The 21,869-nt window shown below is 69.9% G+C and carries 18 protein-coding genes; 13 read left to right on the top strand and 5 right to left on the bottom strand.

Annotated features, from left to right (window positions below; genetic code table 11):
• Window positions 1–23: 23 nt before the first annotated feature.
• The 3 genes from lpxK to ACR4XJ_RS15485 form a co-directional block, all read right to left on the bottom strand.
• Window positions 24–1,157: a tetraacyldisaccharide 4'-kinase gene (lpxK, locus tag ACR4XJ_RS15495; RefSeq protein ID WP_434756051.1), complete on the bottom strand. Its 1,134-nt coding sequence runs from the start codon at window positions 1,155–1,157 to the stop codon at window positions 24–26.
• 237 nt (window positions 1,158–1,394) lie between these two features.
• Window positions 1,395–2,102, bottom strand: a complete 708-nt coding sequence (locus tag ACR4XJ_RS15490) for a Bax inhibitor-1/YccA family protein (protein WP_333506345.1) — start codon at window positions 2,100–2,102, stop codon at window positions 1,395–1,397.
• A gap of 246 nt (window positions 2,103–2,348) precedes the next feature.
• The gene (locus tag ACR4XJ_RS15485; RefSeq protein ID WP_434756050.1) at window positions 2,349–2,915 is read right to left on the bottom strand and encodes a hypothetical protein; all 567 of its coding nucleotides are present in this window, start codon (window positions 2,913–2,915) and stop codon (window positions 2,349–2,351) included.
• Window positions 2,916–3,132: 217 nt separating this feature from the next.
• Between ACR4XJ_RS15485 and ACR4XJ_RS15480 the strand changes: the two genes are divergently transcribed.
• The 5 genes from ACR4XJ_RS15480 to ACR4XJ_RS15460 all read left to right on the top strand — a co-directional run bounded on the left by ACR4XJ_RS15480 (window position 3,133) and on the right by ACR4XJ_RS15460 (window position 9,513).
• Window positions 3,133–4,668 carry a LuxR C-terminal-related transcriptional regulator gene (locus ACR4XJ_RS15480; RefSeq protein ID WP_434756049.1) on the top strand — a complete coding sequence of 512 codons (1,536 nt, stop codon included), beginning with the start codon at window positions 3,133–3,135 and terminating at the stop codon, window positions 4,666–4,668.
• A gap of 262 nt (window positions 4,669–4,930) precedes the next feature.
• The gene (locus ACR4XJ_RS15475) at window positions 4,931–5,740 is read left to right on the top strand and encodes a TorD/DmsD family molecular chaperone (protein WP_434756048.1); all 810 of its coding nucleotides are present in this window, start codon (window positions 4,931–4,933) and stop codon (window positions 5,738–5,740) included.
• Between the two features lie 101 nt (window positions 5,741–5,841).
• Window positions 5,842–8,073: a molybdopterin-dependent oxidoreductase gene (locus ACR4XJ_RS15470; RefSeq protein WP_434756063.1), complete on the top strand. Its 2,232-nt coding sequence runs from the start codon at window positions 5,842–5,844 to the stop codon at window positions 8,071–8,073.
• Between the two features lie 10 nt (window positions 8,074–8,083).
• Window positions 8,084–8,671 carry a 4Fe-4S dicluster domain-containing protein gene (locus ACR4XJ_RS15465; protein ID WP_434756047.1) on the top strand — a complete coding sequence of 196 codons (588 nt, stop codon included), beginning with the start codon at window positions 8,084–8,086 and terminating at the stop codon, window positions 8,669–8,671.
• Between the two features lie 2 nt (window positions 8,672–8,673).
• Complete coding sequence (locus ACR4XJ_RS15460; RefSeq protein ID WP_434756046.1) at window positions 8,674–9,513, top strand: DmsC/YnfH family molybdoenzyme membrane anchor subunit; 840 nt, start codon at window positions 8,674–8,676, stop codon at window positions 9,511–9,513.
• Between the two features lie 115 nt (window positions 9,514–9,628).
• Here the strand turns inward: ACR4XJ_RS15460 and ACR4XJ_RS15455 are convergent, their stop codons facing one another.
• On the bottom strand, window positions 9,629–10,492 hold the full coding sequence (locus tag ACR4XJ_RS15455) for a tetratricopeptide repeat protein (RefSeq protein WP_434756045.1): 864 nt from the start codon (window positions 10,490–10,492) through the stop codon (window positions 9,629–9,631).
• A gap of 151 nt (window positions 10,493–10,643) precedes the next feature.
• Between ACR4XJ_RS15455 and ACR4XJ_RS15450 the strand changes: the two genes are divergently transcribed.
• Window positions 10,644–13,052: a DUF3536 domain-containing protein gene (locus ACR4XJ_RS15450; protein WP_434756044.1), complete on the top strand. Its 2,409-nt coding sequence runs from the start codon at window positions 10,644–10,646 to the stop codon at window positions 13,050–13,052.
• A 130-nt stretch (window positions 13,053–13,182) separates the two neighbouring features.
• Here ACR4XJ_RS15450 and ACR4XJ_RS15445 read toward each other — a convergent pair whose 3' ends face one another.
• A complete protein-coding gene (locus ACR4XJ_RS15445; RefSeq protein ID WP_434756043.1) occupies window positions 13,183–13,668 on the bottom strand; it encodes a hypothetical protein in 486 nt (161 codons plus the stop codon).
• A gap of 246 nt (window positions 13,669–13,914) precedes the next feature.
• On the opposite strand from ACR4XJ_RS15445, the gene ACR4XJ_RS15440 reads away from it, so the two are divergent.
• The 7 genes from ACR4XJ_RS15440 (at window position 13,915) to ACR4XJ_RS15410 (ending at window position 21,815) form a co-directional block, all read left to right on the top strand.
• Window positions 13,915–14,763: a sulfide/dihydroorotate dehydrogenase-like FAD/NAD-binding protein gene (locus tag ACR4XJ_RS15440; protein ID WP_167123006.1), complete on the top strand. Its 849-nt coding sequence runs from the start codon at window positions 13,915–13,917 to the stop codon at window positions 14,761–14,763.
• A 4-nt stretch (window positions 14,764–14,767) separates the two neighbouring features.
• Complete coding sequence (gene gltA / locus ACR4XJ_RS15435) at window positions 14,768–16,213, top strand: NADPH-dependent glutamate synthase (protein WP_434756042.1); 1,446 nt, start codon at window positions 14,768–14,770, stop codon at window positions 16,211–16,213.
• 225 nt (window positions 16,214–16,438) lie between these two features.
• Window positions 16,439–16,729, top strand: a complete 291-nt coding sequence (locus ACR4XJ_RS15430) for a late competence development ComFB family protein (RefSeq protein ID WP_434756041.1) — start codon at window positions 16,439–16,441, stop codon at window positions 16,727–16,729.
• A gap of 81 nt (window positions 16,730–16,810) precedes the next feature.
• Entirely contained in the window at window positions 16,811–17,635 is an 825-nt protein-coding gene (locus tag ACR4XJ_RS15425; RefSeq protein WP_434756040.1) for a histidinol-phosphatase, read from the top strand.
• A 216-nt stretch (window positions 17,636–17,851) separates the two neighbouring features.
• Complete coding sequence (locus ACR4XJ_RS15420; protein WP_434756039.1) at window positions 17,852–19,522, top strand: ATP-binding cassette domain-containing protein; 1,671 nt, start codon at window positions 17,852–17,854, stop codon at window positions 19,520–19,522.
• Window positions 19,519–20,313 (top strand): phosphoribosylanthranilate isomerase, encoded by a 795-nt coding sequence (locus ACR4XJ_RS15415; protein WP_434756038.1) that lies wholly within the window; start codon window positions 19,519–19,521, stop codon window positions 20,311–20,313. Before ACR4XJ_RS15420 ends, ACR4XJ_RS15415 begins: the two co-directional genes overlap by 4 nt.
• Before the next feature lie 656 nt (window positions 20,314–20,969).
• Window positions 20,970–21,815 (top strand): EamA family transporter, encoded by an 846-nt coding sequence (locus tag ACR4XJ_RS15410; protein ID WP_434756037.1) that lies wholly within the window; start codon window positions 20,970–20,972, stop codon window positions 21,813–21,815.
• The last annotated feature ends 54 nt before the right edge of the window (window positions 21,816–21,869 follow it).

Raw genomic sequence — 21,869 nt, 5'->3', positions numbered from 1 at the left:
CAGCCGCCCCCGGCAAGGGGCGGTCAGTTCCGGCGGGCGGCGGAAAGCCCGGTCCAGCGGGCGGCCCACCATTCGGGAAAATTCGTCGCGGACCACAGCGCCGGTCCGAATTCGGTCACCAGGTCGAAGGCCCACAGGTCCGGCGGGCTCGCGCCCTCCCCCGAACCGTCATGACGACCGTCACCTTCGCCGCACAACGGCGCCAGTTTGACGGCGTCCTTGGGGGTGCACACCACCGCGCACCCTTCGGCCGCCAGCGAACGCACGTCGCCGGGGCCGTACGGATGATGGTCCGGAAAGATGCGGTGGCGCAGCGGCGGATAGCCGAAGAAACGCGTGGCCGTGGCATGCACCTGCGCCGGTTCGCCCACGCCCGAGGCCAGCACGTAGGGCGCGCCGTCCAGATGCGCACGGGTGGCCGCCCCCTGCTCCGCCGGGCGCGGGTCCAGCCCCCGCCCCACCCGCACCAGGCCGCGCGGCGCAAGGCGAAAGCCGAACACCGGCACGCCATAGTGGATCAGGCGGCGTTCCATCTGGGGGCCCAGGGCGTCGAACAGTTCCGGCTCGGCCTTCACGCAGAAGGCGTGCGCCCGGGCCAGCGCCCCCGCGCCCTCGCGCCACGAGCCCGCCGGGATGGTCCGGCCCCACTCGCCGGTGAGGTCCGCCGGGCGCAGCACCACGATGTCCAGGTCGCGGCGCACGGCCAAGTGCTGAAACCCGTCGTCCAGCAGGTACAGATGCGGGGAAAGGCGCGCTTCCGCCCAGTGCCCGGCCCGCCGCCGCACCGGGTCCACCAGCACGGCCGCATCGGGGTTCTGGCGGGCCAGCATCAGCGGTTCGTCGCCCGCCTCCGCCGCCGTGTGGCCGGGCCGCACCAGCAGGGGCAGTCGGGACGGTTTTGCGCCGTAGCCGCGCGTGAGCACGGCGGCGGACAGCCCGTGCGCGCCGCACCAGCGCAACAGCCAGTGCACCAGCGGGGTCTTGCCCGTGCCGCCCCAACAGATGTTGCCCACCGACACCACCGGGCGCGGCGGCGAAAAGCTCGGCAACAGGCCCGCCTCGTACGCGGCGCGGCGCGCGGCCATGCACGCGGCGTAGGCCGCGCCCAGGGGCCGCAGCAGGGGGGCGAGGGCCTTCTGCACGGCGGCGGCGTTCATGACGCCACCCGGACTGATCCGGAAACAGGCAACGGTGTGCACATGCACACAAGTCTATCATGCGCGGGCGCGCTTGTCGCCGGGGGAATGCGGGCGGGGGGCCGGGGCGGGACGGGGTGGGGCTTGCCGGGCGGACGGGTCGGGCGGACGGGCCGGGGCCCGCACCGCCGCCACGAAAAAGGGGAGCTTGCGCCCCCCCTTGGCAGTCACTTTCGGTCACGCAAGCCATGCGTGCGGCTAGTCACGCGAGGAGCCGAACAGCCGCAGCAGCATCAGGAACAGGTTGATGAAGTCCAGGTACAGCGTCAGCGCGCCCAGGATGGTGCCGCGCCGGATGGCGGTGGCGTCGTCCATGGGGGCGGTTTCGCCCATCATGCGCAGCTTCTGGCTGTCGTAGGCGGTCAGGCCCGTGAACACGATGACGCCGATGGCGCTGATGACCAGCGACATGGCCGAGCTGCCCACGAAAATGTTCACCACGCTGGCGATGAGAATGCCGATGAGGCCCATGAACAGGAAGCTGCCCCACGAGGTGAGGTCCTTCTTGGTGGTCAGGCCGTAGAGGGACATGGCGCCGAACATGCCCGCCGCCGTAGCGAAGGCCTGGAACACCGTGCTCATGGTGTAGGCCAGCAGCACCGCGGAAAGGGTGATGCCGTTCAGCGCGCTGTACAGCACGAAAAGCCCGGTGGCCGCGCCGGCGGAAAGCCTCGCGATGCCCGCGCTGATGCCCATGACCAGGCCGATTTCGGCGATGATCAGGCCGATCAGCACGAAGCTGTTGCCGAACACCAGTTGCAGCATGGCCGGGCTCGACGCCGTGAACCACGCGGCGGCGGCCGTCACGGCAAGCCCCACGAACATCCAGTTGTATACACCGCGCATGAAGGCGTTGACGGTTTCTGCCCGCGCCCTCGTGGGTGCGGAGACCGTGCGTCCGAGCATGTCGAAACCTCCTGTAACGTTTGTGCGGAACGGCCGTTCCGGCGGGGCCGGTGAAGCATCCAGATTATAGTACGCCGCTCCAGCCAAGATAAATAACAATCCTTTGCTGCCCTGACAAGGGCGCGGACGCCATCTCCACGCGGAAACTCCTCCCCGCCGCATCCGTGAGTCGCCCCATGCCCCCTGCCTTTCCCCGCACCGGCCGGGCACGCCGCATGACGCCGGACGCCAGCGCCCCGCAGCGACCTATGGCGCCACCTGCACCGCCACGCGCCGTTCCATCACCGTGCGGGCCTTGGCCCCGCCGCAACTGGACCGGGCCACCAGGGTCACCGTCACATCCAGTTCGTAGCGGCCCGGCGCGCTGAAGCGCACCTCCGACTCCGGGTACCCGGTGGTGGAGGACACCCGCCCGCCGTCCGGCCCGACTGCCCCGTCGATGTTCACCACGGGGAACACGCCGGAGGGCAGGGGCGGCCCCTCCAGCGCCACCGCCACCGGCAGGGGGGTGCCCACGCTGGCGGTGGCGACGGCTGTGCCGCCGTGTTCCGCCACGGCGGGGGCCACCAGCCGGGCGGTGTGTTCCGGCGAAGTGAGCGGACACGGCTCGACTGCCGGATTGGCGGCGGCAGGCGCAACCCCGCCCGGCGCCCAGATGAGCGCCACCGCAAGCAGCCCGGCAAGCACCCTTGCAAGCAGCCCGGCAAACAGCCAGACCAGCGGCAACGAAACAACGGATGCCCGCCGGACGCCCCACCGCTCCGCCGCGTTCGAGGCGCGCCCCGCGCCGCCACGCTCACCGTGTTCCGCCATCATGGCCTCCGAAGGATTTCCGCCAGACACGCCCTTGTGTCCACGCGTGACTCGGGTAAAGAATAGCATAGCCGCACGGGGAAGCAACGCACCGGGTACCCATCGGGTATGCCACGCGCTTTCCCGGCGTCAACGCGGCGCATTCCTCCCCCGCTGTCCGCCACTCCGCCCGGCATCCGTCCGGCAGCATGACGGGCGCAGACCTTCCGGAGTTCCCATGGCCGTCCGCACCCCCCGTACCTCCATCGCCGCCCCGGCCATTCCCGAGACCGGGCGCACCACCGAAGCCGGGCGTTCCCCCGGTCCGGGCACGTCGGCCCTCTTCGCGGCGGCCCGCCCGGTGCTGCTGGGCATCGAAGGGCAGATGGACCTGTTCCTGGCCCGCTGGTCCGAGCACATGCGCGAGGCGGGCTACCTGCGCCACACCACGGCCAAACGGCAGGACTGCATCGATTCGCTGCTGGGCTTCCTGCACCCCCTGCGCGCCGCGCTGCACGCCGGGCTTGCCCCCTCCTTCGGCGACCTGGTGCGCGAGATCGAAAACGGCGCGACCACCGGCGCCCCGCACGGCTGGGGCCATGAACTGCTGGCCTCGGCCCGCCGCCACCGCATGCGCGGCGTCACCGAGGCCATGTTCCTGGGCTGCTTCCATACCCTGATCCACGCGGTGTTGGACGTGGTGGAGGTCATGTCCGCCCCCCGCCGCGCCCGCGACGCTGCGGTCGAGGTGGTGCGCCTCTACGGCGACGCCTTCTCGGTGCTGTTCACCCGCCACTGGGAAACCCGCCGGGCAGAGGTGGACACCTCGCAGTTGGACGAGGCCAACCGCCTGCTCACGCTGGAAAAGTGCAAGGTCGAGAACTTCCTGAACTCCACCTCGGACATGGTGCTGGCCATCGACGCCTCGGGCATCATCACCAGCGTCAACCGCGCCGCGCGCCAGCACCTGGCCGGGCGCGCGGTGCCGGGCCTGCCCATCTGGGCCGCGCTGGGGCTGGAGGGCGAAAGCATGCAGGACCTGCTGCGCTTCTACCCGCTGGGGGTGTCGTGCGAGATCACCCCCGCCGCGCCCGTGGACGTGGTCCCGGCGGACATGACTCTTCCCGCAGCCGCTCCCGGCCAGCCGGAAGTGGGGCCGCCCCACGCCGCGCAGGTCTTCCGCATGCGCATCTCGCCGCTCAACGCCGTCAGCCTGGCCAGCGACGGGTACTTGGTCATGCTCACCGACGTGACCAGCCACGTGCACCAGCGCGAGGCGCTGGAACGGGTGGTGGCCGAACGCACCGAAGCCCTGCGCGAGGAAAAGACCCACCTGGAGGAAATGAACATCACCCTGCGCACGGTGCTGCGCAACATCGACGGCGAACGCGCCGAGATCAACCGCGAGGTGGCGCGCAAGGTGCACGCCATGCTGCTGCCCGCGCTGGACCATCTGGAGGCGGACATGGAACCGGAGGTGCGGCGCGGCTACCTGACCGTGATCCGCGACCAGCTGATGCGCCTGGCCCCCGACGACGCCGGGCCGGACCCGCTGCTGCTGCGCCTGAGCCCGGCGGAAATGCGCATCTGCCAATTCATCCAGGCGGGCAGCCCCACCAAGGAAATCGCCAGCGCCCTCAACCTGTCCGTGGAAACGGTGCAGACCCACCGCAAGAACATCCGCCGCAAGCTGGGCCTGCACGGCAAGGACGCCAGCCTGTGCGCCTTCCTGCGCAGCGCCCCCGGCCCCCGCTCCGCCCCGCCCGGAGAATAGCTCCGGGCCGATTCCCCCGGAAAGGCGACGCCCCGCGAACCGGACTTCATCCTCCTTCCGCCATGCCTTCAGGCTCCACGCCCGAAACCCGCCGCGTCTCCATCCGGACGTTTCCACTCCGCATCGGGTAGGCAGCACTACCCATTATCACCCCATTTCATAGCCTTGTGGCAACCGTGCTCCTCGACTAGCCTGCATATATCCAAAAACAGGCCACTGTCCGCGCGCCCGCGTGGCGGCGCGGACGGTCCGAGGAGACACCATGGACATCAGCCCTACCCAGACCGGTTCGGCCCCGCCCGACGCGGGGGACGCACGGGACGCCCTCGCCATCCCGGAGGGACACCCCGTGGGCGGCGCGCGCCAGGCATGCCTGCTGCGCGGCCTGCGCGACCTGTTCGCCGCGCGTGGCGCGGACGGCCTGCGCGCGGCCTCGCTGGCGCTGGATGCCTACGTCGCGGAACATGGCGGCCCCGCCTCCCTTCCGCCCAACGCTTCCGCCCAGCATGGTCCGGCCCCGGAACATGCATGCCCGCCGGGCGCGGACCCGTGGAGCGAAGCCGAATACGCCTTCAACCGGCTGTTCGTGGGGCCCATGGCCGTGCCCGCTCCGCCCTACGCCTCCGCATGGCTGGAAGCCGAGCCCCGCCTGATGGGCGAATCCACCATGGACGTGCGCGCCCTGTACCACGCCCTCGGGTATGCCGTACCCGGCGAAGGGACCACGCCCGACGACCACCTGAGCTTCGAACTGGACGCCGCGCTGGCCCTGCTGGCCCTGCGCGGCGCGGACCACTCCGCCGACCCCGCCGACCCCGCCGCCGTGCCCGCCGAAGGAGGCGAAGAGCCCGGACTGGCCGTGGAGGACGCCTGGCGCTGGCTGGTGGCGGAACACATGGGCGCGTGGATCCCCCGCTTCGTACAGCGGGCCCTGGCCGAACCCGGCGTGCCCCCGGCCATCGCCCGCGCCCTGGCCCTGCTGCTGCGCTGGCAGGAAGGCGCAGCCGCCGCCTGCGCCCGCCACGCCGCCCATGCAACGGACGCACCGGCAACCCATTCCCGCAGATCATGAAACCCACGGAGGTCATCATGTCCAACAGAACCGGCACAACCGGCAAAACCGGCCCCAACGGCCCCGGCGGCATCCCCTCGCGCGGGGCGCCGTCCTGTTCCATGAGCAGGCGGAGCTTCCTCAAGGGGCTCATCGCATCCGGCGCGCTGGCCACGCTGCCCTGCGGGCTGCTGCTGCCCCGCAACGCGTCCGCCGCGCCCTTCAGCAAGTCCGATTTCCAGATCTTCCGCAACGCCTGCCCGCGCAACTGTTACGACACGTGCAGCATGGTCACCTACGTCAGGGACGGGGTGGTCAAGTGCGTGGAGGGCGCGCCGGAATCCACCTTCACGGCGGGCGGGCTGTGCGTGAAAGGCTACAGCTACCCCCGCCGCGTCTACAGCCCGGACCGCATCAAGTACCCCATGGTCCAGGACGGGCGCGGCAGCGGCAACTGGCGGCGCGTCTCGTGGGACGAGGCCATGGAGCGCATCGCCCGCAAGCTGCTGGAGATCAAGGAAAAGGACGGCAACCTGTTGGGCCTTGCCCTTACCAAGTATTCCGGCAACTTCGGCATCACCAACTACGGGGTGGAGGGCATGATGTCCTCGCTGGGCTACACCACCCGTCTGGTGGGCACGCCCTGCTGGCCCGCGGGCATCGACGCCCAGAACTACGACCTGGGCGACATGTGGTGCAACGACCCGGAAGACATGGAAAAGTCGCGCTACATCATCATCTGGGGGGCCAACCCCGCGTGGTGTTCGGTGCATTCCATGAAGTACGTCTACGCCGCCCGCGACCGGGGGGCCAAGATCGTGGTCATCGACCCGGTGCTGACCCAGACCGCCGCCAAGGGCGACGTGGCCTGGCAGCCGGAAACAGGCAGCGACGGCGCGCTGGCCCTGGGCATGGCCCGGCACGTGCTTGACCTGGGCCTTGTGGACCGCGACTTCGTGGCCAACAACGCCGTGGGCTTCGAGGAGTTCGCCGCCTATCTGCGCGGCAACGTCACCGTGGAATGGGCGGCGGAAAAGTCCGGCATCCCCGCCGACGACATCCGCCACGTGGCCGAGGAATTCGCCACCGCCAAACCCGCCACCATCTGGATCGGCTACGGCATGCAGCGCCACGTCAACGGCGGGGCCTCCGTGCGCGCCATCGACGCGCTGGTGGCCATGACCGGCAACGTGGGCAAGGTGGGCGGCGGCGCGCGCTACGGCCATTTGCAGACCTGGGGCTTCAACTACCACGCCATGATCCAGAAGGCCCCGGCGGGGTCCACCGGCTTCACGGGCAAGTCCGGCCCCAAGGGCGAATTCGACGTCACCGCCGGGTCGGCGGCCCCCGCCGCCTACACCGACCGCGCCCTGAACATCAACAGGACCGCGCAGGAACTGCTGGACGCACAGAACCCGCCGGTGCGGGTGCTGTGGTCGTCGTGCAAGAACCCCTTCGCGCAGGACTTCGACCGCAACAAGATGCTGCGGGCCTTCGAAAAGCTGGAGATGGTGGTCAGCGTGGAGCAGTTCTTCACCGAGACGGTGCGCCATTCCGACATCGTGCTGCCGGTGACCACCCTGTTCGAGGAATGGACCGTCAACGCATCCTACTGGCACTACTGGGTATCGCTCAACGAGCAGGCCATCGCCCCCCTGCACGAGGCCAAGTCGAACATCGAGATCGCGGCGCTGCTCTCCCGGCACATGAACCGCCTGTCGCCCGGTTCCTGCACCTACCCGCAGGACATCGACACCAAGGAATGGATGGAGAAAGAGTTCAACAAGGGCGTGTACGACCTGCTCGGCATCAGCCACTGGCAGGACCTGCGCAAGGGACCGGCCAAGGCGAAGCTGGCCTCGTCCGCCTCGTGGAGCGACCGCACGTTCAAGACCCCGTCGGGCAAGTACGAGTTCAGGTCCGACCTGTGCGCCAGCCACGGCCACAAGGCCCTGCCGGAGTACAAGGAAGGCCGCAAGGCCTACGCCCCCTACCGCCTGCTGACCCCGCACAGCAAGTTCGCCATCCATTCGCAGTTCGCCAACCTGGACTGGATGGAGGAGTTCCAGACGGAACCCTTCGTCTACCTGAGCCCCGCGCTGGCCAGGGCCAAGGGCATCGCCGACCTGGACACCGTGCGGGTGTTCAACCCCGTCGGCGAGGTGAAGCTGCGCGCCAAGATCACCGACACGGTGCCCGGCGACTGCCTGCTGATGTACGAGGCGTGGTTCCGCAAGCTGGACTTCAACGTGCAGAACCTTGTGGATGACGAACCGGCCGACATGGGCGCTTACAAGACCGGCGCGCCCGGCGTGGCCATTCACGACCAGTTCGCCGACGTGGCGAGAGCGTAGGAGGCGGCCCATGACCACACAACACGCACCTCTTCCCAAGAAGCGCGCATTTCTTGTCGACGTGGAGCGCTGCATCGGCTGCTTCACCTGCGCCATGGCCTGCAAGAACTACTACCATCAGGAAACCGGCGTGGTCTGGCGGCAGCTGTACCCGCTGGACGAGGCCATCTACCCCCACCGCGAGCGGGCCTTCTATTCGCTGGCCTGCAACCACTGTGAAAACCCCGCCTGCCTCAACGCCTGCCCGGTGAAAGCCTACGAGAAGCGCGAGGACGGCGTGGTGGTGCACCATCAGGACCGCTGCATCGGCTGCGGCAACTGCATCCGCTCCTGTCCCTACGGCGCGCCGCGCTACAACCCGGTGCTGAAGAAGGCGGAAAAGTGCAGCCTGTGCCACGAACGGCTGGACGCCGGGGAGCAGCCCGCCTGCGTGCAGAGCTGCCCGGTGCGGGCGCTGCGGCTGGTGGACATCGCCGCCATGTCCACGGCCGATGCCGCCAACGCCGTGCAGTACCCGGCAGGGTACCCGGAAATGCCGCAGGTCAATCCGTCCACCCGCTTCATCATGCCCAGAACACCCCGCGTGGTGAGGAGGTAGCCATGCAGAACATCGAACTTCCCCTGGTGCTGTTCACCGTGCTGTCGCAGGCCGCCGTGGGCATTGCCCTGTTCCTGGCGTTGCGGGCCGTGCGTTCGTGCGGCTGCGCGGGCGGGGCCTGCGCGGCCACCCCCGGCACGGGCGCGGACAACGGCGCGCCCTCCAACCGGACGGAATGGCTGGCCGCCACCGCCGCCATGGCCGTGGCCCTGCTGGCCTCGCTGTTCCACCTGGGGCATCCGGAAGGGGCGGTGCGCACCCTGGCCCATCTGGAAAAGGCGTGGCTCAGCCGCGAAATCCTTGCCTTCGGCGCGTTCGCCGTGCTGCTGGCCGTGGCCGCCTTCACCGGCAAGGCGGGCGCGGGCCTGCGCGCCGCCGCCGCGCTGGCGGGCCTGGCCGCCCTGTACACCTCGGGCATGACCTATGCCCCGCCCGCCATGCCCGCCCTGCACAACGCCGCGCCGCTGGGGTTTTTCCTGCTGTCGGCGCTGCTGCTGGGGGCATCCTTCGGCAGCTGGTTTGCGGGCGAGGCCAGCCAGCCCATGCTGCGCACCGTGCTGCTGGGCAGCCTTGCGGCGGCGCTGGCGGTGTACGTCATCGTGCCCTGCGTGTGGGCGTCGGGCGGCACGGTGATGCAGATGACCTCGCGCGCGTGGCTGGCGTCGCCCCTGTACTGGGCGCGGCTGGTGCTGGGCATCCTCGTGCCGCTGGTGGCGCTGGCGCGCAGCCCGCGCATCCCCCGCTGGATGGGGCCGCTGCTGCTGCTGGGCGAACTGGCGGGCCGGGCCGTGTTCTTCGCGGCCACCGTGCATGCGGCCGTGAACCTGGGCGCGCCGTACTAGGCCGGGTGACCAGACCGGGCGATTCCCTCGCCTGAATGAAAACGGGGCGGCGTTCCGAAGAACGCCGCCCCGTGACATGTATTTTCGCAGGCAAAATATCCTGGGCCAACAGCCCTTAGTAGCCTTCGACGGAATCCGCCAAAACCTCCGGCACATCGCACGGGTCGTTCAGCAGAAGTTCCTGCGGCATGTCCGTGGGGTGTCCCACCTCGCGGCCCTTGCGCACGGCGATGACCGCGCGCAACTGCTGCCCTTCCTCCAGCCGGGGATTCAGGGTCAGGGCGCGGCACAGAAAGCCGTTGGCCCGCTCGTAGTCGCCGGACTCGAACAGGGTGCGGGCGATGTTGTACAGCAGGTGGTCGTCCCTGGGCGCCAGTTGCGCGGCGCGGGCGTAGAAGCGCAACGCCTCGCCGAACATGCGGCTTTTGCGCAGCTTGATGCCGAAGTCGTTGAACATGTGCTTGTGGCGCGGGTCGAAGGCGCCGGGCAGGGCAATGAGCCGCTGGAACACCTCGCGGGCCTTGTCCAGGTCTTCGCGGGCAAGGTAGGTGAGTCCCAGCCCGAAGGTGGCGCGCACGTTCTGCTCGTCGATGGCCAGGGCGTTCTGGAACTCGAACTCGGCGCTCCAGGTCTCGCCCCGCTCGCGGTGGCGTTCGCCGCGCGCGATGTGCCCGGCCAACTCGCGCATGGCCGGATACACCTTCTCGTGGTAAATGGCGGGTTCGGGGATGTAGTCCAGCACCAGGTCCTCGTAGGTGAGGATGGTGGACTCTCCGGTGGGCACGTGGCTGTCGTTCAGCGCCTGGGCGTCGTAGCACCCGTCGTCGCGGCGAACCACGTAGATCATCACGTTCTGCTGCACGGTGCGCCGCGTACCGCCGAAACCGATCTTCATGTCGGCCGTCGTGGAAAAGACCCCGCGCATGGGCTTTTCACCCATCACGGGAAAATCTTTCACCATTTCCGTATCGACGTTCACGGCAACCCCCCGGTTGACTACGGCATGATGATAGCCTCGCATCGTTCCCCCGTAAACCCTGCCTGCACCCCCATCATCAACCAATCGGGGGGTGGGGCACCTTTCCCCGTTCGACCGGGCGGTGTATCCTGCCGGAAACCAGGAGGTTCCCATGTCCCGCAGCCTGTGCATCCACGGCCATTTCTACCAGCCGCCCCGCGAGGACCCGTGGCTGGATGATATCTTGCCCGAGGGCAGCGCAGCCCCCGCCCCGGACTGGAACACCCGCATCCTTCGGGAAAGTTACGCCCCGCTGGGCTGGGCGCGCAGGCTGGACCGCGAGGGGCGCATCGGCGACATCCTGAACTGCTACGAATGGACCAGCTTCAACGCCGGGCCCACCCTGCTGCGCTGGATGGACCGCCACGCCCCCGACACCCTGCGCCGCATGGTGGAGGGCGACCGGACAAGCGCCGCGCGCTGGGGACACGGCAACGCCATGGCCCAGATATATCACCACCTCATCATGCCCCTGGCCACGCCGCTGGACCGCGAGGTGGAAACCACGTGGGCCGTGGCCGACTTCACGGCGCGGTTCGGCCGCGCGCCCGAGGGCATGTGGCTGCCGGAGGCAGCCGTGGATACGCCCACGCTGGAAACCCTGGCCGCGGCGGGCATCGCCTTCACCGTGCTGGCCCCGCGCCAGGCCCGGGCCGTGGCCGCGCTGGACGGCATCGCCCCGGCCAACGCCGCGTGGCAGCCGGTGCACGAAGGCTCGCTGGACATCGGCCTGCCCTACCGGGCGGAACTGCCCTCGGGCCGGTATATCGACATCTTCTTCTACGACGGCCCCATCTCGCGGGCCGTGGCGTTCGAGCAACTTTTGCGCGACGGCGAAATCTTCTGGCGGCGGCTGGCCGACGCGGCCCGCGCCCTGCCCGTGCCCCCCGGCGGGGAGCGGGGCGAAAGCGGCCCCGGCGACCGGCTGCTGGCCGTGTGCACCGACGGCGAAACCTACGGCCACCACTTCACCTTCGGCGAGATGGCCCTGGCCCACGTGCTGGCCCAGGGCTACGCCGGGCGCGACGGGGTGGCGCTGACCAACTTCGCGGCGTTCCTGCACCGCAACCCGCCGCGCATGCGGGTGCTGCTGCACGAGCCCTCGTCGTGGAGCTGCGCCCACGGCGTGGAACGCTGGCGGTCCGACTGCGGCTGCACCGACGGCGGCCACCCCGGCTGGAACCAGCGCTGGCGCGGCCCCCTGCGCCAGGGCCTGGACGCGGTCAAGCAGGGGCTGGACGCCCATTTCGCCGTCGCCGGGGCCGCGCTGTTCCGCGATCCCGCAGCCGCCCTGCCGGCCTACGGCCAGGTGCTGGCCCACAGCGGCGACCCGGCCGCGCGCGAGGCCTTCGCCGCCGCGCATCTGGCCCCCGGCGTCGCCGGGCGGCAGGCCGACGCGGCGTGGAAGCTGCTGGCCATGCAGGAAGCGGGGCTGGCGTCCTTTGCCAGCTGCGCCTGGTTCTTCGACGAAATCTCGCGCATCGAGCCGGTGAACGCCATGACCTGCGCCCTGCGCGCCATGGACCTGTGCACCGCCACCGGCGGGCCGGACCTGTTGCCGCGCCTGGCGGAACACCTGGCCCGCGCCGCCTCCAACAAGCCGGAGGAAGGCACCGGGGCGGACATCCTGTCCCGCACCGTGCTGCCCCGGCGCGGCACGGACGCCAGCCTGGTGCTCCAGGCCCTGTGGCGGCTGCGCGCGGAACACGGCCTGCCCGCTCCGGGCCGCACGGCGACCCACGCCTGGCCGGGCGCCGAAGTGGACGTGACCCTCGATGCCTCCAACGCCCCCGATACCCCTGACGCTCCCGACGCGCACGCCGCGCACGCCGCCGGGCCCGTCACCGGCACCGCCGCGCTGCGCCTGCCGCAAGAGGCGGAAGGCCGCGCCGTGCGCTTCACCTGGCAGCCGCCGGGACCGGACACGCCCGCCCGCGCCTCGCGGGTGACGGTGCGTCCGGCCACGGAACCCGACGCCGCCGAAACATCCCTTTCCGTGGCCGACCTGCCGGTGAACGCCCGGCAAGCCCTGCTGCTGGCCCTGCTGCGCGGCGAGGAGCAACATCAGGCCCCCCGGCGCGCCGCCCTGGCCCGCCAGGCCCTGGCCCTGGTGGACCCGTGGGAGGAGGCCCAGCACGACATGCCCGCCAGCCACCTGTGGGCCGACCTTGCCCCGCAACTGGGGCTGGCGCTGGTGGCCGAGGCCCCGGCTCCCGGCCTTCCCGGCGGCGGCGAAACCGCATGGCGGCAGGGCCTGGAACTGCTGCGCTCGCTGCAACCGACGCCCAGGCAGCGGCGCGGGCTGCACCTGCTGGTGCAGGAACATCTGCTGGACCTGCTGGCGGCCCCCGCGCCGGACTGGACCGGACTGTGCGGGGCCGTGGAACGCACCCGCGAAGTGGCGTCCGACTTCGACTGGTGGACCGTGCAGAACCGGATGTGGGAACGCCTGCAATACAACGGCGCGGCGGAAGGGGCACAGGCCCGGCAATGCGCGGCCCTGCTGGGTTTCCGGGTGTAGCGTATCCTTTCGCCGGACAACGGAGCGGCCTTGGGGCACCATGCGTGCGCCAAGGCCGTTGTGGCTCAGTTGATAACGAATGTCAATTGCAGAATAAAGCAACGCAGCCCATGACAAGGGCAAGTCGCCCCTACACGGCGGCCTGGATCATGGACGGACGCTTCACCAGCGAGGCGGAGCGGGCATAGGCGCGCGCACCAGCGGCGGGGGTGCGGGTGGGGGCGGCTTCTCCGGCCAGCGCGGCCTGCGCGCCGCCAGCTCCGGCAGTCCCGCCAGCTCCGGCAATCCCGGCAGTCCCGCCATCGAGTTGCGCCGTGGGGGCGGAGGGCTGCGCCAAGGCATCGGCGGGTGTCAGTTCCGCCAGCAGTTGCTGTGTTTGCAGGCTGTCGGCGAAGTTGAAGGCCCGCATCCGTTGCAGCGATTCGGCGGCCTGTACGCCCGCGTCCTCCGCGGTGGGGGCGGTTTCGGTCTCGTAGCTGACCGTCAGCGGGCCAAGGGAAAAGGCCGTCTTCGTGCGTTTGGCGGCAAGCAGCCCCAGCGCATCGCCCGCATCGCGGGTCAGTGCGCGGCTGTACGCGGCAAGGCCGCGTGACGAGGTTGCGTCGCCGATGTCCATGGCCGGTCCCTGTGCAGATATTGGGCAACTGGGTCTTGGCAACTGGTGCCGTGCGCGCCGCAATGCGCTGCTGGTCTGATACAGTAATTTACATACGTATTCGCGCCCGCGCAACCCGCATTTTTCTTGCATTGCGCGGGCGCAGAACTTACGAAGGTCGCTGACCGTTCAGCCGGTTGCGGCCGTTCCCGCGCGGCGCCCCGGCAACCGTCATCCGCCAATCCCCGCAAGGAAGGAAGCACGCGCATGCCCTGCAAGATACTGGAAAAAGAGCGCCTGATCCCCGGCCAGACCAGCAAGCTGGTCATCGACGCGCCGCACATCGCCAAAAAGGCGCAGCCGGGCAACTTCGTCATCCTGCGCGTCTGCGAAAAGGGCGAACGCATCCCGCTCACCATCGCCGACGCCGACCCCGAACGCGGCACCATCACCATCGTCTACCTGGTCATGGGCAAGTCCACCGCCCTGCTGGAAACCCTGGACGCGGGCGACTCCATCCTCGACCTGTGCGGCCCGCTGGGCAAGCCCACACATATCGAGAAGGCGGGCACGGTCATCTGCGTGGGCGGCGGCACGGGCATCGCGGCCATGCACCACATCGCCAAGGGGCACCACAAGGCGGGCAACCACGTGGTGGCGGTCATCGGCGCGCGCAGCAAGGACCTGCTGCTGTTCTACGACGAACTTTCGTCCTTCTGCCCCGAGGTGCTCGTGTCCACCGACGACGGCAGCTTCGGCCACAAGGGGCTGGTCACCGACCTGCTGCGCCAGCGGCTGGAAACGGACAAGACCGTGTCCGAGGTGGTGGCCGTGGGCCCCGTGCCCATGATGGCGGCGGTGGCGAAAACCACCGAGCCCTTCGGCGTGAAGACCACGGTCAGCCTGAACTCCATCATGGTGGACGGCATCGGCATGTGCGGCGCGTGCCGCGTGAGCGTGGGCGGAGAAACCCGCTTCGCCTGCGTGGACGGCCCCGAATTCGACGGCCACAAGGTGGACTTCAACGAACTGCGCCAGCGCCTGGCGGCCTTCAAGCCGCAAGAGAAGGCATCGTACGACCACCACTGCAAGTGTACCTGCGCGGGGGAGAAATAACGCCATGAGCGCGACCGCCGAACGCAAGCCCGCCGGGGGCAGGAAAATCGCCCCGCGCGTGGACATGCCCTGCCAGCCCGCCGGGGAACGCATCCGCAACTTCGACGAGGTGGCCCTGGGCTACACGCAGCAGATGGCCACGGAAGAGGCCAAACGCTGCCTGCAATGCAAGAACCCCAAGTGCGTCAAGGGCTGCCCGGTGGAAGTGCCCATCAAGGACTTCATCGGCCAGCTTGCCAAGGGCGACCTTGAGGGCGCGTACCGCACCATCAAGTCCACCAACAGCCTGCCCGCCGTGTGCGGCCGGGTGTGCCCGCAGGAAAACCAGTGCGAGGGCGCCTGCGTGCTGAACGCCAAGGGCCAGCCCGTGGCCATCGGCCGCCTGGAGCGCTACGTGGCCGACACCTACATGGCTCTCGACGCCTGCAACTATCTTTCGGCCAAGCTGACCTGCCCGGCGGTGGACCCGGACCTGCGCGTGGCCTGCATCGGCAGCGGCCCGGCCAGCCTGACCGTGGCGGGGTACCTGTCCTCGCGCGGGATCAAGGTGACCGTGTTCGAGGCCCTGCACGAGGTCGGCGGGGTGCTGGTGTACGGCATTCCCGAATTCCGCCTGCCGAAATCGGCCATCGTGGAAAAGGAAGTGCAGGCCCTGCGCACCCAGGAGGTGGATTTCGTCACCAACTGGGTGGGCGGCCGCACCTTCTCGGTGGACGACCTGTTCGCGGAAGGCTACCGCGCCGTGTTCATCGGCGTGGGCGCGGGCCTGCCGCGCTTTCTCGGCATCCCCGGCGAAAACCTGACCGGGGTGTTTTCCGCCAACGAATACCTTACCCGCGTCAACCTGGGCCGGGCCTACGCGTTTCCGGACTACGACACCCCGGTCTACCAGGGCCGCAACGTCACCGTGTACGGCGGCGGCAACGTGGCCATGGACGCGGCGCGCACTGCCCAGCGCCTGGGCGCGGAATCGGTGCGCATCGTCTACCGCCGCACCCGCGACGAACTGCCCGCCCGGCACGAGGAACTGGAACACGCCGAGGAAGAGGGAGTGATCCTGGAACTGCTGGCCAACCCCGTGACCTTCCACGGCGACGAGATGGGCCGCCTGACCGGCGTGACCCTGCAACGCATGCGGCTTGGCGAGCCGGACGCCTCGGGCCGCCGCAGCCCGGTGCCGGTGGAAGGCGACACCTACGACCTGCCCACCGATCTCGCCATCATCGCCGTGGGCACCCGGCCCAACCCCATCCTGCTGGAAGCCACGCCGCAGCTGAAGCTGAGCAGGCGCGGCTACATCGAGGTGGACGAGGAAACCGGCGAGACCTCCATCCCCAACGTGTTCGCCGGGGGCGACATCGTCACCGGCGCGGCCACGGTCATCCTGGCCATGGGCGCGGGCCGCAGGGCGGCCAAGGAAATTCGCCGCCGCATCCAGGGCGACGGCTAGCACCGGCATCCACCGGCCCGCCCCTTCGCCCGCACGAAACGCACGCCGCCGCCCTTCCGCCCGCACGGGCCGGAGGGGCGGCGGTTTCACATGCGGCGTACGGCACGCATGCTTGCGAGCGGCCCGCGCCGTTGCTATGTTCTTCGGGGCGGCACGCGCCGCCCGCATGGCGAGGGGCCAGCCCCGCCACCGGACACCCATCCCCCCCCCGCAGGAGGCCCGCCCATGGCGCCCAGACGCGAGAAGCACCGCATCGGCGACATCGACCTGACCGACATCCGCAACCGCAACGAACTGCGGGTCATCAAGGCCATCGAGCAGGTGCTGCGCGAGCCCCCCGTGTACACCCCCGACCCCAAGGACATCCAGGACATCTACGCGCTGGCGCTGAACAACCTGGCCCCGCGCTACGCCCAGACCGGCACCATCGTGCTGCGCGACCCGGTGCGCGACGACCAGATCGTCGAGGCCGTGCGCAACGCCTTCGTGCGGGTCATGGAACGTCCCAAGGAATAACCCGCCGCCCGCCCGCTCCGTCCGGACGGCCTTTCACCGCAACCCGCCCCGGCACCGCGGGGCGGCCATGGACACACCGCCGTGATCACCGTCGATCTGCACGCCCACACCAGCCATTCCCACGGGCAGGCCACCGTGGAAGAGATGTTCGCCACCGCCATGGATCGCGGCATGGAAATCTTCGGCTTTTCCGAACACTCGCCCCGTCCCCTCGCCTATTCCTATCCCAGGGACTACCGCGACAAGCTGACGGCGGGCTTCCCCCGCTACGTGGACGAGGTGCGCGCCCTGGCCGATGCACGGCAGGACGGCCGCACCGTGCTGCTGGGCCTGGAAATGGACTGGCTGCCGGGGCAGGAGCCGTTCACGGCGGAAACCATCCACCGCTACCCCTTCGACTACATCATCGGGGGCATCCATTTTCTGGGCACCTGGGGCTTCGACTGCACCCTGGACGACTGGAAGGACCTTTCGCCCGAGCAGGCCCACGACGCCTTCGTACGCTACTTCGACAGCCTGCGCCGCATGGGGGCGTCGGGCATGTTCAACATCGCCGCCCACCCGGACATCATCAAGATCTTCGCGGTGGATGCCTTCCACGAATGGCTGGAGCGGCCCGAATCGCGCCAGCAGGTGCGCGACGCCCTGGCCACCCTGCGCGCGGCGGGCATGGCCATGGAAATCTCCTCGGCCGGGCTGCGCAAGCTGTGCAAGGAAATCTACCCCTGCCCCGCCATCATGGAGATGGCCCGCGAACTGGAACTGCCCATCACCTTCGGCTCGGACGCGCACTGCACCTCCACCGTGGCCTGGGGCTTCGACCAGCTGGAGGAATACGCCCGCCGCTTCGGCTACACGCACAGCGTGTGGTTCCGGAAGGGCGTGATGCATCAGAGGCCGTTCTAGGGACGCGCCGAATGGTCCTTTCGCCCGTTGGCTACGTCCAACTTCGCCTGCCACTCCGGTCGAATACCACAAAAGTATACTCCCTCCGTGGCATGCTCGTTGTCCTTGCCAACGAACGAAAAACCTCATTCGGCGTGCCCCTGTGACCAAACGACGTTCCGTTGTTTCCAGCTTTTCCTGCACCATGTTCCATTTCTCCCATTATCCCCAATCATCATGACCACCACACATCTACCCCCTGCCGACCATGCCGCCCCGCTGGCGGTGCTGGACAACGTCCGCGTCAGCTTCGCCGGACGCCGCGCCCTGGACGGCGCAAGCTGGACCCTGCGCGCCGGGGAATGCTGGGCCGTGTTCGGCCGCAACGGCGCGGGCAAGTCCACCCTGCTGCGCGTGGTGCGCGGCACCACCCGGCCGGACCAGATCGACGGCGGTCGGGTGACCTGGTTCCCCCCCGCGACCGCTGACGGAACCGCGCCGCACCCGGAAACATCCCCCCTCGTCGGGCGCGCCCTGTGCGCCAGCGTGTCCTCGGCCCAGCAGGAACGCTACGTGCGCCAGGGCTGGCTGCTCACCGGCCAGGAACTGCTGCTCACCGGCTACTTCGACACCCCCCTGCTCTACGAGGACCCCGGCGCGGAACGGATTACCGCCGCGCGCGACCTGGCCCGCAGCCTGGGGGCCGCCCACCTGCTGGACGTCAAGGTGCCCGCCATGTCGCAGGGGCAGTTGCGGCTGATGCTGGTGGCCCGCGCCCTGGTGCGCCAGCCCGCCGTGCTGCTGCTGGACGAGGTGTGCGAAGGGCTGGACGCCACGGCCCGCGCCGCAGTGCTGGGCGCCGTGGACCAGGCCGCCGCGCTGGGCGTGACCGTGCTGTTCGCCACCCACCGCACCGGCCAGTTGCCCGCCTGCCTCACCCGCGCCCTGCTGGTGCAGGGCGGACGCATCACGGCGCAAGGCCCGCTGGCCGAGGTCATGGCCAACCTGCCCGCCGACTCCGGCGTATGCGAGGGGGATGGCCTGGACACCCCGGACATCGCCGCAGCCGCCAACGGCAGTGCCGTACCGGCCCGCCAGCCCGGCGAACCCGCCCCGGTGCTGGCCCGCATCGAGCGCGCCGACGTGTACGTGGAGCGCACGCACGTGCTGCACGCCATCGACTGGACCATCCGGCGCGGCGAGAACTGGTGCGTCATCGGCCCCAATGGCTCGGGCAAGTCCACCCTGCTGCGCCTGCTGCACGGCGAGGAAAACGTGGCCGTGGGCGGCGACATCGTGTGGTTCGCGGACGAGGCATCCTGCGGCGTGGCCCGGCGTGAACCGCCCGCGCAGGCCTCCCTGCGCGACCTGCCCCTGCTGCACCGCCGCGTGGCCCTGGTGTCCGACCAGTTGCAGGCCACCTACGGCTACGACCTGACCGCCGAGGAACTGGTGCTCACCGGTTTTTCCGGCACCATCGGCCTGTACGAGGAACCCGACGACGACCAGCGGGCCGAGGCTGCCCACTGGCTGCGCATGCTGGGCGCGGCGGGCCTTGCCGGGCAGCGCATCCGCACCCTGTCCACCGGGCAGTTGCGTCGGGTGCTGCTGGCCCGCGCCCTGGCGGGCGCGCCGGACCTCCTGCTGCTGGACGAGCCCTGCTCCGGGCTGGACCCGGCCAGCCGCCCCGCGTTCCTGGCCCTGCTGGGGCAACTGGCCCGCGCGGGCGTGCAGATGGTGCTGGTCACCCACCACGAGGGCGACATGATTCCGGAAATCACCCACGTGCTGCGCCTGGCGGACGGCCGCGTCACCCGATGCGGGCCGCGCGACGATGGCAACAGCGGGCGCGACGACGGCAATGGTGGGGGCGACGGCGGCGATGCCGCGCGGGACAAGCCCGCATGACCGTGGCCCCGTCTTCCGCCCCTCCCCGGCTGGAGCGCGGCGCGCCCTTTTCCGGGCTGATCCAGGTGGCGGGCGTGCACGACCTGGCCGAAGCCCTGGCCCTGCGCGCGGCCGGGGTCCACGCCATGGGCCTGCCCCTGCGCCTGCCGGTGAACGCGGAAGACCTGACCGAGCCCGAAGCCGCCCGGCTGGTGGCCGAGGTGGAACGCCTGCCCGCGCCGCCCCTGCTGCCCGTGGGCATCACCTACATTGCCGACGGGGCCGAAGCGGCGGAATTCTGCCGCGTGCTGGGCCTGCGCCGCCTGCAACTGCACGGCCCGGTGGCGGCCACCGAACTGGCCCGGCTGCGGCGCGAGCTTCCGGACCTGTTCCTGATCAAGAGTCTGGTGGTGCGTGCGGAAGGCAACCTGCCGGAACTGCTGGACACCGTGCGCGAACTGGCTCCGCTGGCCGACGCCTTCATCACCGACACCCACGACCCGGCCACCGGCGCGGACGGGGCCACCGGCCGCACCCACGACTGGGCCGTGAGCGCGGAACTGGCGCGCCGTTCGCCCCGCCCGGTGATCCTTGCCGGGGGCTTGACCCCGGACAACGTGCGCGCGGCCATCCTGCGGGTGCGCCCGGCCGGGGTGGACGCGCACACCGGCGTGGAAGGCCCGGACGGGCGCAAGTGCCCCGAGCGGTTGCGCCGCTTCGTGGACGAGGCCCGGCGGGGCTTCGCGGAGGCAGTGACGGCCCACGGCCCACGCCGCGCGGCCCATAGCCTTCTCTTGCGGCAAGCCCCTTGAACTTCCTGATTCTTTCCGGTACACCTCGAACCGAGGATTGGGAAATTGCGCACAACCCGCGCGCGTTCCGCGCCGGGGCACCAGAAGGAGGCTGTCATGGATTTCGCATGGTTCTTCGCGGGCATCATCGGCGTGGCCATCGGTCTGCGCTACATCAAGTGCACCACCCCCAACGATCCGCACCACCACTAGGGGCTGTTTCTAAATTAGGGTTTTCGTTCGTTGGCAAGGAAAGCGAGCCTGCCATGAGGGAACATACTCTTATTGTATTTGACCGAAATGGCAGGCAAAGTTTGACGCAGCCAACGGGCGAAAGGACAATTTAGAAACAGCCCCTAGGACACGTTTTTCACCCCAACGGGCATGCGGCCTGCGGCGGGCTCACCCCCGGCCACGGCGCGCGCAGAAAACGGACGGCCCCGGCCGTCCGTTTCGCGTTTTCCGTCCGGTCCGCCCCAGCCTGGTTCAACTTCGCCCCGCCCTCCGGTTTCTCTTTTGCCCCCTTGCCCTGCGGCTTCAGCCGACGTTTTTCGGCACGCTTGACGGCGGGCCGATTTGGCTGTTGGTAGAAGACAGCGTGAGCGCACACTGCCGCGCGGCATGCCGGACCAGCCGGGCCACGCCGCGCACAACAGGCCACGTGATCGGGAGCCCCCATGGAACCGCTGGTGTTCGTCGCCGTACTCTCGGCGGCCATACTGCACGCCGGGTGGAACGCGGTGGTCAAGGTGGGCGCGGACCGCCTTCTGGCCATAACCCTGGTGGCCGTGTCCGGTGCGGCCGCCGCGCTGCTGGCCGTGCCCTTCGTCGCGCCCCCGCCGCCATCGGCCTGGCCGTGGCTAGGCACCTCGCTGCTGTTCCACACCGGGTACAAGCTGTTTCTGGCCCAGGCATACCGCACGGGCGACCTGGGGCAGGTCTACCCCATCGCCCGAGGCAGCGCCCCGCTGGTGGTGGCCGTGGTCATGGCCATCGCCTTCGGCGAGACGCTCTCGCCGTCAGCGGCCACGGGCGTGGGCCTGCTGGCCTCGGGCATCTGGCTCATGTCCCTGCGCGGCGGGCGCGCGCAGGCCAGGCCCGACCTGCGCGCCCTGGCCTTCGCCCTGGGCACCTCGCTGTTCATCGCCAGCTACACCATCACCGACGGCATCGGCGCGCGCACCAGCGGATCGCCGCACGGCTACTCCGTGTGGCTGTTCCTGTTCGACGGCCTGGTCATGCTGACCATCCTGCTGGCCCGGCGCGGCCGGGAAGGGCTGGCGGCCATGCGCGCCCACTGGCGCGGCGGCACGGCGGCGGGCCTCATGTCCGTGGGGGCGTACTGGATCGTCATCTGGGCCATGACCCTGGCCCCCATCGCCCTGGTGGCCACCCTGCGCGAAACCAGCGTGCTGTTCGCCGCCGCCCTCTCGGTGGTGGTGCTGAAGGAACCCCTGACCCGCTGGCGCACCGTATCGGCCTGCATCATCGTGGCCGGGGTGGTTCTGACCCGCGCGGGATAGGCGCTCCATTTTCCAAAGGCTCCAGCGCGAAAGCCGGTGGACGCAACGCTCCGC

This window comes from Nitratidesulfovibrio sp. D1, from assembly GCF_051133415.1.
Lineage (GTDB): Bacteria > Desulfobacterota > Desulfovibrionia > Desulfovibrionales > Desulfovibrionaceae > Cupidesulfovibrio.
The sequence above is the reverse complement of the archived record's forward strand: the minus strand, read 5'-3'. Positions and strand labels throughout refer to the sequence as shown.